Annotated in this window: 13 protein-coding genes and 1 tRNA gene; 11 read left to right on the top strand and 3 right to left on the bottom strand. The window is 35.1% G+C overall.

From position 1 onward, the window contains the following. Positions 1-54 precede the first annotated feature (54 nt). From BTO23_RS07120 to BTO23_RS07105, 4 genes are read left to right on the top strand one after another with little or no spacing between them, the layout of a single operon-like run. Positions 55-1,182: an HlyD family secretion protein gene (locus tag BTO23_RS07120; RefSeq protein WP_061001960.1), complete on the top strand. Its 1,128-nt coding sequence runs from the start codon at positions 55-57 to the stop codon at positions 1,180-1,182. Further along, positions 1,172-2,191 (top strand): DUF2955 domain-containing protein, encoded by a 1,020-nt coding sequence (locus BTO23_RS07115; RefSeq protein ID WP_060990589.1) that lies wholly within the window; start codon positions 1,172-1,174, stop codon positions 2,189-2,191. The genes BTO23_RS07120 and BTO23_RS07115 overlap by 11 nt, the downstream gene beginning before the upstream one ends. A 28-nt stretch (positions 2,192-2,219) precedes the next feature. Then, complete coding sequence (locus tag BTO23_RS07110) at positions 2,220-3,281, top strand: AI-2E family transporter (RefSeq protein ID WP_105063265.1); 1,062 nt, start codon at positions 2,220-2,222, stop codon at positions 3,279-3,281. Between the two features lie 2 nt (positions 3,282-3,283). Continuing rightward, a complete protein-coding gene (locus tag BTO23_RS07105; protein ID WP_060990591.1) occupies positions 3,284-3,946 on the top strand; it encodes a potassium channel family protein in 663 nt (220 codons plus the stop codon). Positions 3,947-4,387: 441 nt separating this feature from the next. Here the strand turns inward: BTO23_RS07105 and BTO23_RS07100 are convergent, their stop codons facing one another. Next, positions 4,388-4,978, bottom strand: a complete 591-nt coding sequence (locus tag BTO23_RS07100) for a UPF0149 family protein (protein ID WP_061037021.1) — start codon at positions 4,976-4,978, stop codon at positions 4,388-4,390. Positions 4,979-5,306: 328 nt separating this feature from the next. Here BTO23_RS07100 and BTO23_RS07095 point away from each other — a divergent pair, with 328 nt between their 5' ends. The 3 genes from BTO23_RS07095 (at position 5,307) to BTO23_RS07085 (ending at position 7,548) form a co-directional block, all read left to right on the top strand. Beyond that, positions 5,307-5,759 carry an L-alanine exporter AlaE gene (locus BTO23_RS07095; RefSeq protein WP_060990593.1) on the top strand — a complete coding sequence of 151 codons (453 nt, stop codon included), beginning with the start codon at positions 5,307-5,309 and terminating at the stop codon, positions 5,757-5,759. Positions 5,760-6,221: 462 nt separating this feature from the next. Next, positions 6,222-6,309 (top strand) — tRNA-Ser (locus BTO23_RS07090). Between the two features lie 87 nt (positions 6,310-6,396). Further along, entirely contained in the window at positions 6,397-7,548 is a 1,152-nt protein-coding gene (locus tag BTO23_RS07085; protein ID WP_105063264.1) for a tyrosine-type recombinase/integrase, read from the top strand. A 39-nt stretch (positions 7,549-7,587) separates the two neighbouring features. On the opposite strand, the gene BTO23_RS07080 is transcribed toward BTO23_RS07085, so the two are convergent. Together BTO23_RS07080 and BTO23_RS07075 are read right to left on the bottom strand one after the other, a co-directional pair. Beyond that, positions 7,588-8,604 (bottom strand): DUF4238 domain-containing protein, encoded by a 1,017-nt coding sequence (locus tag BTO23_RS07080; protein ID WP_105063263.1) that lies wholly within the window; start codon positions 8,602-8,604, stop codon positions 7,588-7,590. A gap of 91 nt (positions 8,605-8,695) precedes the next feature. Then, positions 8,696-8,914: a helix-turn-helix domain-containing protein gene (locus tag BTO23_RS07075; RefSeq protein WP_105063262.1), complete on the bottom strand. Its 219-nt coding sequence runs from the start codon at positions 8,912-8,914 to the stop codon at positions 8,696-8,698. Positions 8,915-9,081: 167 nt separating this feature from the next. Between BTO23_RS07075 and BTO23_RS07070 the strand changes: the two genes are divergently transcribed. The 4 genes from BTO23_RS07070 to BTO23_RS07055 all read left to right on the top strand — a co-directional run bounded on the left by BTO23_RS07070 (position 9,082) and on the right by BTO23_RS07055 (position 12,233). Then, positions 9,082-9,645: a porin family protein gene (locus BTO23_RS07070; RefSeq protein WP_170066704.1), complete on the top strand. Its 564-nt coding sequence runs from the start codon at positions 9,082-9,084 to the stop codon at positions 9,643-9,645. Positions 9,646-9,653: 8 nt separating this feature from the next. Then, positions 9,654-9,995, top strand: a complete 342-nt coding sequence (locus tag BTO23_RS07065; RefSeq protein WP_105063260.1) for a hypothetical protein — start codon at positions 9,654-9,656, stop codon at positions 9,993-9,995. A 1,106-nt stretch (positions 9,996-11,101) separates the two neighbouring features. Next, a complete protein-coding gene (locus BTO23_RS07060) occupies positions 11,102-11,488 on the top strand; it encodes a thiol-disulfide oxidoreductase DCC family protein (RefSeq protein WP_105063259.1) in 387 nt (128 codons plus the stop codon). Positions 11,489-11,525: 37 nt separating this feature from the next. After that, positions 11,526-12,233 (top strand): SDR family oxidoreductase, encoded by a 708-nt coding sequence (locus tag BTO23_RS07055; protein WP_170066703.1) that lies wholly within the window; start codon positions 11,526-11,528, stop codon positions 12,231-12,233. Positions 12,234-12,268 lie beyond the last annotated feature (35 nt).

Genomic DNA, 12,268 nt, shown 5'->3' with positions numbered 1-12,268 from the left:
CAAAAAACAACTATACATATATATGAATGGAATCAATTAGTAGTAGGTTAAATTATGACGGAAAAAATAGACGTGACGAAAAAAGAAAATGAAGTAGAACAAGCAGTTGAAGCGCCTAAAAAAGTAAATAAAGTTCGAAAAATTACGAATTACTTATTAATTACGGTCTCTGTTTTATTATTGTTTAGCATTATTTCAGATCGAGTTATTCCATTAACAGATAATGCCAGAGTAAAAGGTTATGTTGTCCCAATTAAACCCCAAGTATCTGGACAGGTTCTTGATATTTTAGTTCAGCCTAATCAGTTAGTTAAGCAAGGGGATGTGCTTGCTAAATTAAATCCAGTTGATTATCAAATTGCGGTAAAACAAGCAGAACAAAGTTTAGAAATTGCAGGGCAAAATGTAGGGGCTCAAACTGCAGCTATTGCGTCTTCACAAGCAAGATTAACAAGTGCAAACGTTGAATTAGAAAATGTGAAGTTGCAATCTGCACGGATTCTTGAAATGGCTGAACGAGGTGTCGTTTCTCAATCAGATGCCGATCAGGCTCGTGCAACGATAGCAACAGCAAGAGCTAATGTGACTAACGCTCGAGCAGATCTTGAAAAATCGAAAAGCCAACTGGGTGCGGATGGTGAAGATAACAGTCAAATTAAAGCGGCATTGTTAGCTTTAGAACAAGCTCAAATTAATCTAGAGCGAACAGAAGTAAAAGCACCAACTGCAGGGGGAGTCTCTAATTTTAGTCTTTCTGAAGGTTTCTATGCCTCTGCTGGTCAACCGATCATGACCTTTGTATCAACAGAAAGTATATGGATTGAAGCTTATTTTCGTGAGAACAGTTTAGGCAATATTAAAGTTGGCGATGAAGTTGATATTGCACTTGATTTTGCACCAGGAAAGGTGATTAAAGGAACAGTTTCTAGCGTTGATTGGGGAGTTGATTGGGGACAAAATAATCAAGCTGGGAAATTAGCACAAGCCAATAATCAAACTGGCTGGTTGCGCCAAACTCAAATGCTACCGATAGCGATTGAATTTGAACATTCACAAACCACAGGATTATTACGTATTGGCGGGCAAGCTGATGTGATTGTTTATAGTGGTGATAATATTGTTTTCAATACGATTGGTAAGTTGTGGATCCGTTTCGTGAGCTTGATGTCTTATGTCCGATAGTCTTATTGAGAATACTCGAATTCAAACGAAGATAATTCGATATACCGTTGGCGTTGGCTTAGCTGTATTTTTAGCCGCTTGGATTGATTGGCCACTTGCTTTTGTTGCGCCTGTATTTGTCGCTAAATTTTTAGTAGATAAACCAGAATTAAACAAAGAAACCATTTATGAACTAATGGTCGCAATGGTAATGACTATCGCGCTCGGATTATTTTTAGCAAACGGTATTACTCAATATCCAATCCCAATGTTAATTATTATCGGGTTAATGATGTTATGGGGCTATTATTTATTTACCGATCCTAAGTGGAATTTGTTTGCAACAATATTGATTATTGCTGTATTAATGTTGCCTTTTATGGCGATATCGAATCCTGGAGTTTCTGTCTTTTTAGCTACAGGATTAAGCAGTTCTGGGGTTGTTGCAGTACTTATTTTTGCTTTTGTTCATATTTACTTCCCTGAGCCAGAATCAACGTTCTCAGGTTATCAACCTTCTCCATTATCAAAACAACAACGATGGCATGCGGCTTTTAGGGCCATGATTATTTCTTTTCCTGTTGTTTGTTTTTTCTTTATTTTTCAAATATCTGAAGCATTATTAACTATGATGTTTATTGCTTTATTGTCACTAATGATCACTGGTGAAAAGTCCGTTAAGTTAAGTGCATTTTTAATTATTAGTAATAGTATTGGTGGATTATTAGCGATAGGCGTTTTTTCTATTTTAAGTCTTGCGCCAAACATTGCGTTTTACACTTTGTTTATTTCATTTGTGGCTATCATTATGGCAACGCAAATTTACACTAAACCAGATAAAGCACCAATATATGCAACCGCATTTAGCACGGTACTTGTCTTGTTAGGCAGTACTTTAATGAGCTCTGGCGATATTGATAACAATATGTTGATACGCATATTTCAATTATTTTTAATTGGAATTTATATGATAGTTGTTTCTTTTTTCTTAGAAACTCGTCATTGGAAATTTTTAAATATGCAGACTTAAGTGTGCATGTAAATAACAAGGAATGCTTATGAGATTTGAAACTGACTTTTCGAAACAGGCAATCGATGCATTTATTAAAATTGCAGCAATTGCAGTTTTAGTTTATTGGTGTTTTTCCATATTACGACCTTTTATCTTGCTTGTTGTGTGGGGTGGGATTATTGCTACGGCTTTATATCCAGTCGTAGTGTGGGGAAATAATAAATTTGGGTTCAGTAAAGGTAAAATGAGTGGAGGATTGGCATTTGTTGGTGTTTTACTTTTACTTATCCCTCTGATTGCTATTTCTACAGGGTTGTATACTAGTGGATCGGAGTTAGTTACGGGTTATCAAGATGGAACCATTTCTATTCCTAAACCTGATGCAAGTATGGCTGATTGGCCTGTTATTGGTGAAAAAGCCTATGCATTTGGTATTCAAGCATCATCTAATTTAGAAAGTGTACTTTTAAAATATGGAGAAGAGGTTAAAGCCATTGTCGGTAAGTTAGCTTCACTCGTCGGGTCACTTGGCGGTGGGTTCATTCAATTTATTATCTCAACTATTATCGCCGGTGCTTTCATGGCCAATGCAGATAAATGCGAACGTGCATTTATCTTAATTGCTGATCGATTAACGGGTGAGCATGGAGAGGCATTAACGACATTATCGAAAACAACAGTAAGAAGTGTTGTGCAAGGTGTCATTGGTGTTGCTGTTATACAATCGGTTATGGCCGGTATAGGAATGGCTTTTGTTGGCGTTCCTGCGCTTGGTTTATGGATGCTGCTTGTTATGCTTGTGGCTATAATTCAACTTCCTCCTATCTTAGCTTTACTTCCGGTAATTTTTTACGTGTTCAGCGTAAATACAACGACAACTGCGGTTATTTTTCTTATTTGGTGCATTATTGTCAGTGGTAGTGATGCCGTATTAAAACCAATGTTATTAAGCCGTGGTTCTGATATTCCAATGTTGGTTATTTTGTTAGGAGCATTAGGAGGAATGGCAATGTCAGGCATTGTAGGTTTATTTGTTGGCGCAGTCGTTCTGAGTTTAACGTATCAACTATTTACGGTTTGGCTAGACAGTGAAGCAGAAGAGGATTAAAGATGAAGAAAGTGTCAAAAGATGACAATTTTTACTTCTTATTTTTTGCTTTATTAGGCTTGTTATTTACTAGCGCAATGATGCAACAATTATTTGAAGGGGGGCAAAAGATGATTTTGGCTCTGATCATTGTCTGCTTAGCACTTTCAATTGTCGGTGTAAATCATAAACAAACCTTTTATCGTAGCTGGTATGGGTTTCTATTAACTCTTGCTGGTATTTCAGGAGCCTTTTCATTTTTTGAAGGTTATGATTTGTCATTAGTGACGTTAATAGCACTGTTATTTTTTCTACTCTCTCATACTTACGCAGCATTAAAACAAGTTATGTTAACTGATTATGTTAGCCGGAATCAGATTGTAGGTTCGGTTTGTGTTTATCTTTTACTTGGGATGTCGTGGGCAATTATTTATCTTATTCAAATAGAACTTTTTCCGAAGTCATTCAATGGAATTGAAGATAAAGCTTGGATTGATAATCTATTTGAAGTTATTTATTTTAGTTTTATAACATTAACAACGGTGGGGTATGGTGATATTTCACCTGTGCTACCTATACCTAAGTTTTTTGTTTTTCTAGAGTCACTTACTGGAAGTTTTTATCTTGCAATAATGGTAGCAAGCCTAGTGAGTAGTAGATTAAATCAATCAGATAATCATCGTTAATTCAATTCTTATCTTATAAAATGCACCGCGTTATTTTTTATAAGATAACGTGATGCATACAATCTTTATATTACTAATTCATCACATAGCTATACGTTTTCTTACTTGCCCAAACTACTCCTTTAAAGATATTTAGGCATGATCTTATTACGAACTGTGAGATAGAAATACTTAGCTCTTTAGCCACTTTTAATATGTGATAGAAATCAGAGTGTTTGAAATCATTAATTGTCATTTTAGTATCCAACGTAAGTGGCATCCGAACCAAGGTAGAAGTCATTTAATGAAAGGAATAATACGTTGAAAATGGAAATAATAATTACCATTTAGCGCCAATGACGAAAGATCTAGTTAGTTGATATGAAAATACACGTAATAAAAATGGCGACCAAATAGGCCGCCATTTTTATTGTTATTCGTATTTCGATCTAAGTTTAAATATTACGCTTCTCTGTTTGCTTCCGCTTCTGCAAGCTCATAACCACGCATAGTTAAACCACAAAGCATCATAGGAACTGCATTGTAGATCTCTACAAATTCATCTAAGCCTTCAATGCCTTGTTCTTTTAGTGTATTTAATGCCGTTTCTGGGTCAAAAAGCATGCTGATTGATAATAATACGCCACCAAGCAGAGCATTATTTTCACTCTCTTCAGGCATTAATGTTTCCCAATCATCACGAGTTAATTGCCAACCCTGCAATAAACCTTCAGAGAACTGACGAGTTTGTGCAGTTACAATTTCTTCATCATCAAGTTGGCATGTGTCAGGCCATTGCCACTGACCAGCAAGGAAGCCTTCACGGTACTCATTCCATAAATTAACAATCGCATTTGCATACGCTTCTAATTCTTCAGCTGTGGTGAAAGGAGAGACTTCTTCACCACCCCATAAAAAAGCTAACCACTCATTAGGACTAATAAGGTTTGGAGCGGCGGCCATAGCAGCAACAAAACCTTGTGTTTGCGCTTCTGTAAGCAGTTTATTTTCCAATTCAGGGTTTGAAAGAATTACCGTAAGTGATAAAGACATAATGTTCTCATTCCATTCAAGTTTTTATCATTGTATCAAGAACTTTCAATATTGTCTGAATAGAAATTTACGCTTCAGGCGTTACATTTCGTAAGTTTTTTTTTGTGAAAATAACTTACGAAATGTAACGAATAGCGAATTAAACTGATTTTAAATCAAAAAGTAGTTGTAAACTTACTACATTGTTTTAACTTCGATATCTAATTCTAATAAAGTTATGGTTTAATAGCGATAATTACTGCTCTACCAACACGTTCCAGTTTGTATGACTGTAAGTAGTGCTTTAACTAGTGTTATTGACCTTATATTTGTTTGGAGATAGAAAGAAATGTCTAGAAAAGGACCATTTAGTATTCGCAATGCTGCGGCTGATACATTTGCAATGGTGATTTTTTGTTTTATTACGGGCATGTTTATTGAAATTTTAGTTTCAGGAATGACATTTGAGCAGTCATTGGCTTCTCGAACGTTATCTATTCCGGTTAATATTGCCATTGCATGGCCTTACGGGATTTTTCGTGATTTTATGTTGCGTCAAGGTTCGCGCTTGTCGTCAGCATCATTTACGAAAAACATCGCAGACTTAACCGCTTATGTATTATTTCAATCACCAGTCTATGCTGCAATTTTATTCGCAGTAGGGGCTAGTACAGAGCAAATCATTACCGCTGTTTCAAGTAATGCTGCAGTTTCATGTGTGATGGGTGTTTTTTATGGTTACTTTTTAGATGCGTGTCGTAAAGCATTTAAAGTTCCAGGATATACTCGACGAGCGCATTAATTAGCTATCAGTCGAATTTTTTAAGGCTGGTCATTCTGTACTGGCTTTTTTAATATTGAAGCTTTCAATTTTTGGATGAGAAAATGCTACCTTTGGCGTTATGAACTTATTAAGATTAATGGACTAATGAAAAAACATTTTTTAGCAATGCTGATACTCAGTTTAATTGGTTTGATCGGGATATCGACGGTGTCTGCGAATACAGTTAAATCTAACCAAGCATATAGTTCAATGAAAGTGACGAAGCTATAATGGTAAGTCTTAATGGTTTTGTTATTCCATAAAAGTAATCATTGCACTAGGTAAGGCCTATTTAAGGTTAGCCATTTTAATAATCGTGCTTATATCCTCACCAAGGCGCGTAAAAATAAAGCAAATAGTAAAGATTATGAAGAAAGACCTTGACCATACCCTGCTAAATCATTAAATTAGCGCTCGTTGTCTCGAAAAGAGCAATGATTTGGTGAGTTGTCCGAGTGGCTGAAGGAGCACGCCTGGAAAGTGTGTGTATGGCAACGTACCGAGAGTTCGAATCTCTCACTCACCACCACATTTTAAAGCCCTGATTATTCGGGGCTTTTTCGTATCTATAGCTTGTTCAGTGCCCACTGAGAGTACAAAAAGAAGTACAATAGCTATGATATGTTCCTCTAGAGAATCTAACTATCTCCTTAAATCAAGTACAGGAATTTATACCTTTCGTTGGAATGTAAGGGTTAATAATAAGTACTTACAGCCTAAACTTAGCCTCCGAACTAGAAATTATCTTCAAGCCTTACAAAATGCCTCCACACTTGCCTTACGTATATCTGCAATTTCAAACCCTTCAATTGATGAAGTTAAAGCTGTCTACTATGAGTTTTCAGGTAAACAGAAAAGAGAAACTAAAATTCTTATATCCATTGATATGGAAAACCTTCTATCTGAGTTATCAATTAAGAGTCGTAAAGAATACTTAAGTTGTTGGAACTCCTTTCTTGATTCCTTATCTACCAAAACTCTTTCAGTTACATCGCTTAATCAGGCGCATATTGATAAATGGAAAGAGACTCAAACTTGTAGTGATACAACGCTAAAGAAAAAGTTAAAATTACTATCCAGTTGTTTTAAAAAGGCTTCTGTAGACGTTGATAGTGAGTGGCTTAAGATGAAGGCTAATAAACAGCCTGTAAGACCTCGTAGAGCCTTTACTGATATAGAAGTTACATTGATTCTTAATAAAACGAAGCACTACTGTGATGGAGTTACAGAGTTACAGGATGAACAATGGAAGTATTATCTACCTAGAATAGCGTTGCTAACTGGATGTAGATTGAATGAACTTGCTCAGTTAAGGGTTGGGGATATTCATTTTACTAGTGAACCTTACTTATCTATCAATACTGATTCAGAAGATAAGAAGTTGAAGAACGCAGCAAGCCATAGAGAAATCCCGATAACCCACCACTTAAAAGAACTCTTATTTCCTTTACTTAAAAATAAAACAGTTAGTGAAAGGCTTTTTCTTGATTTACCATTCAACGAAAGTAACGGCTACACGAATACACCTAGTAAGTGGTTTAGTCAATTGTGTAGTCAAGAATTGAAGTTGAAAGATGTAAGCTTTCATTCATTTAGACACTATGTGATTACTAAGTTATTTAACCATGGGATTAAAGAGGAACTTATAGGATCGCTGATGGGGCATAGTGTTGGTAAGTTAACTACTGGTAAGGTTTATCTTGGTGGTTTTTCTTATATAAATAAGTTAAATGTTTTGAAAAAATTGGAATATAGAAAGTGTGATTAGGAAAAAGTAATAATCATATTTACTTGGTCACTAGTGTTTTTAGGCTTTTTTGTTGTGTTCTTTTACGAATGCGTCTACTTTTCTATAGTTATTTCCTACAAGTTTGCCATATGGTTTCAGTGCTTCTTCAGTTGATGAAAAAATGTGTTTGTATGAATTTGTTGCAATTTTAGTATTCAATTCATGAACAATTTCACTGTTTAAAATAGATGTACCATTTGGGAATCTATGGGAGCTAGAAGCCATGAAAGCAATGTTAGGAGTTATAGGGTAATACAAATCAAATTGGTCGTGTTGGGGTGGTCTTTTTATATCGTGAGTTAACTCTTGATGAACATTAATCACAGGGTTGTCTGAAGTGATAAACGGTTGATTAGTATTATTAATTAATAGGCAGTGATTTTGTTCTTTTCTAGATTCATATAGAGCGTATCCGATATTTGAACCCAACATGTGACTAATGAACCACCAACACTCACTAGTTGTTTCAGATATCCATCTTTCTTGTTCGCTATTACCTTTGCCTTTAGACATAATTAGCAATGTAGTATCTTTAAATGACTTCGTTCTGGTAAATTGTTGTCCTAGATAATGGAAGAAGCTTATCGATTCCTTTGTATCCTGTAAAAAAGACAAGTCTCTGTTTGTTAAGCTTTTAATTGAGAATTTGGCATTGTTCTCATAGCTAGTATGTAGATTTTCAAGGGTATTATGACGGTGAGCTTCCATTGCAATATCAAATTCTTGATTTTTGCCCCCATTGGTTTTAAAAATCCCCTCGAATTTTTGATAGTCTAGAAAATGCTTTAAGAACTGAAGATGATTTTCTCGTATTTCACTTTTCCTAGACATTAAATCTATGAGTAATTCATGCTCATTATTTAGATGGGATATTTGGTAAAAATATCTTTCTTTTGCAATCATTCGAACACTATCGTTAATCAATTTTCCTTTAGTGCTTTTAAACCATACATTTTTTCTATCGTTAGACCAATTAAGTAGGTAGTTAGCCCAGACATAATGATGTTCTTTTTTTAGTTGATATTCTTTCTTCATAATTTATAAACAATTAAACTTTACCTATTTGGTGTTAGTTTACCATAAGGCGAGATTATAATGAAAAATGCAAGATATTGTTTTTCCTTAATTAAGGGAAAAGTCTGTAAATATTAATGTTTAATGCTTTTGAGATAAGTACGATCTCAATATCTATAACCTGTCTAACTCCTGATTCAATCTTGGCCAATGTTCCTCTACTTATATCAAATCCTTCAAGATTGCATCTGGTAGTTAACTGCTCTTGAGTTAATTTTTTTTCTTTTCTTATTGCTCTAATTTGTTTTCCAACAACATTTGCCTTTGTCATTTTTATGTCAACTTTTCTTGCTCCGCTTGTGGAACAAAGACTAGTTGTTAAAATGCAAATAATTGCTCCGCATGCGGAACACTTTTGGTGTTTTAGTTATTCGTCGTAAGAATGCTAATCACTTTTTGCTTTTTAATTATTATTAGTTTTCTTTTTTGGAGTAAATTTTGAAAAATCAATTGAAGTTAGTTGCAGTGTTGTCAGCTTGTTTAGTGCCAACTATTTTTTCTTGTGCGGCTTATGCTAAGTCTAATGAAGACTTTTCTGGTCATAGAGTAGGGATAGGTTCATCGGCGACGATACTGTCTGATAGCAGTGTTGATTATGGTTCAGGTATCAAATTTGAATATGGTTATGACATTAACCGTATTGTCGGTATCAATGTTTCGTATGAAAAAAATAGTGATACTGTTAGTGGGTACTCTTACAGCGTAGATCTTGATGGCTCAATGTTTAAAGTGACAAGTGATATTGGTTATGCTTTTAATTTTAACAAATGGAGTTTGAAGCCATATGGTGTAGTAGGGATAGCTAAGTATAGTGAAGATGGTGTTATTCAATCAGGAGCAAATAGCGTGAATACAACTTTTGATGAAACTAACCCAGTCATAGGTGTTGGGGTTCGAGCTACATTTGATTTTGGTTTGTATGTAGATTTAAGAAGTGAGTATATCCCTGTAACAGACATGGAACTAAGCCAAGGTGCAGTAACGATAGGCTATAAATTTTAGGATATAAAATGAATAAAGTATTAGTAGCAATTGTCTTTGTTGTTTTGTTTCTTAGTGGCTGTAGTTCTCGGCCCTTAGTTTTAACTAATGAGCAAGATTTGACGTCTATCCAGTATCAAGAGCTACCTAGAGTGAAGGTGTCGGCAAGTTCATTTATTATTTTAGGTGTCATTCCTGTTAGGTTTAGTAGCCGCGAGGTTAGAGCTAGAAACAGGTTACTAGAAATCTCAGGGGGAACTGACTTAATTAATCCTTCAGTTTCTTCTCGGTACTTCTGGACGCCAATTGGACCTATTGTTAAGTTCACTTTAGAAGCTACGCCGATTAGGGAAAAGAATAGTCGTAGTTAGTTATGTGATGATTTAAAGGTGTTTTTTAAGGTTGCTAGTATGCAGCCTTTTTTATGCTTGATAGATGTATAGTTGTACATTTAAACCATTAAATTTTGATATATATATGGTGGTTTAGATGTAGTAGATACATTGTAGGTGTGGTGGTTTACTTTCATTTAGTAAAAAGAGGGAATGCTGTTTAAATCATGTTTAGTTTATCTATGATTAATGAGGTGTGCTACATGTATTAATTAGTATGACCTTATTGGAAGAAGAGTCGATAACTAATATGTAGCTAGATCGTAACAATAACCGACACACGCTTTCGATTTTTACAGTTTTAAACTAATGATTTGTAATATAAAGAACGTAATAAGATGTATCCTTCAGGGCCGAGGTTGCTAGCACTTATTATTAGTATTAATTATGATAGGTTATTCTCTGATGGCCCTACCCAAATGTAGCTTTAACACTGTCTATAGAGCTCTTTTTTAAGAGAAGGAAGATAAGAATAGTTACTAAGGGATAGCTGTGAAATAAAATTTTTTATCTATTATTTCAATTTTTAGGATAAATTAGAAAGATCTAAGGTTTAGTACTGCGGAGCAGAGGTACTTATCTATTGGTTTTATTTCTTATAATCAACTAAAGAGATAAGTATAGAAGGAGGCGTTGTTCCTCATGTTCATGAGAAGATACCTTAAAGAAAGATGTTACTTCTCAATGTAATGCATTTTTTGATAAATAGAGTTAAGTTTTTTTCAGTGTCAAAGTTCTTGAAAAAGAAAGACAATAAAGAGTACACTGAAGATTGAATGACTGAAGAAGCTATTTATAAGTGGTTGATTTTGTACGGCACGTTACCGTTAGGTAATGATAGAGCGAAGCTCTCACGTACCGAGAGTTCGAATCTCTCACTCACCACCACATTCGAAACCCTAGCAGAAATGCTGGGGTTTTTTCGTTTCTGCGTGTGTGGAAATTTAAACTATCATTCCATTATCCTATTAATTCAATATCTTCCCTCTGTAACTAATATCAAAGATAAGCACACTCGTTTTGAGTTTTGATCTAAAAAATAACCAGTAACGTATAACCTATGATAGTTAAAAGTAGAGGATTATATGCATAAGTTAACAATTTTTTATGATGGAACTTGCCCATTGTGCGCAAAAGAGATGAATGCACTTAGTAATCAAGACAAAAACAAAGCGATAAAAACCATTGATATTTATAGTGAGGAATTTTCTGAATATCCTCATATTGATGCTAAAGCGGCAAATACAGTTTTACATGCATTAAATCAAAATGGTGATCTTATTCTTGGATTAGATGTGACTTATCTGGCATGGAAATTAGTTGGTAAAGGTTGGCTTTACGCTCCGTTGCGTTGGCCGGGAGTTAAAGTACTTGCTGATTGGTGTTATCTCCGCTTTGCGAATAATCGTTACCGCGTTTCCTATTGGTTAACGGGTACCTCACGTTGTGATGAAAATAGTTGCTCAAAGTGATTTTTTAAGATGACTTAACTCATATTAAGGAGGTGTGATGAAGATACTTATTGTTGGAGGTAATGGGGGAATAGGCTTTGCGATGTTAAAAGAGAGTCTTACTCGATACCCAGATGCTCAACTTCATGCGACTTATCGGCGAGTAAAACCACACTGGTATCATGAGAGGGTTGCTTGGCATCAAGCTGACGCGAGCAATAATGAAGATGTAAAATCATTAAGTGAATTGTTTGATGACATTGATTGGGTCATTAATTGTATTGGCCTATTACATACTTCAAATAAAGGACCAGAGAAAAATTTAGCGGCATTAGATAGTGTGTTTTTTCAACAAATGATAACTACTAATACATTACCAACATTACTACTCGCTAAATATTTTACACCAAAACTCAAAAAGACAGATAAGCCTAAGTTTGCTGTCATTTCTGCCAAAGTTGGCAGTATTTCAGATAATCAATTGGGTGGGTGGTATAGCTATAGAGCATCAAAAGCCGCCTTAAACATGTTCATAAAAACGATGTCAATTGAATGGCAAAGAATGTTAAAAAATGGTGTAGTATTAGCTCTTCATCCGGGGACAACTGACACTCCTTTATCTGAACCATTTCAAGGTAATGTCCCTCAAGGTAAATTATTTACACCAGAAAAAGTTGCTTATGATCTTATTGGGTTGATAGCTTCAAGCACACCACAAGAAAGCGGTTCATTTTTGACTTATAGTGGAGAACGCCTACCTTGGTAGAGTAACTTATGCATAAGGATGCTGAACATAAGAAT

The sequence above is a fragment of the Aliivibrio sifiae genome (assembly GCF_002954715.1).
GTDB lineage: Bacteria > Pseudomonadota > Gammaproteobacteria > Enterobacterales > Vibrionaceae > Aliivibrio > Aliivibrio sifiae.
Note: the sequence above shows the minus strand (reverse complement) of the source record. Positions and strands in the feature narration are given on the sequence as shown.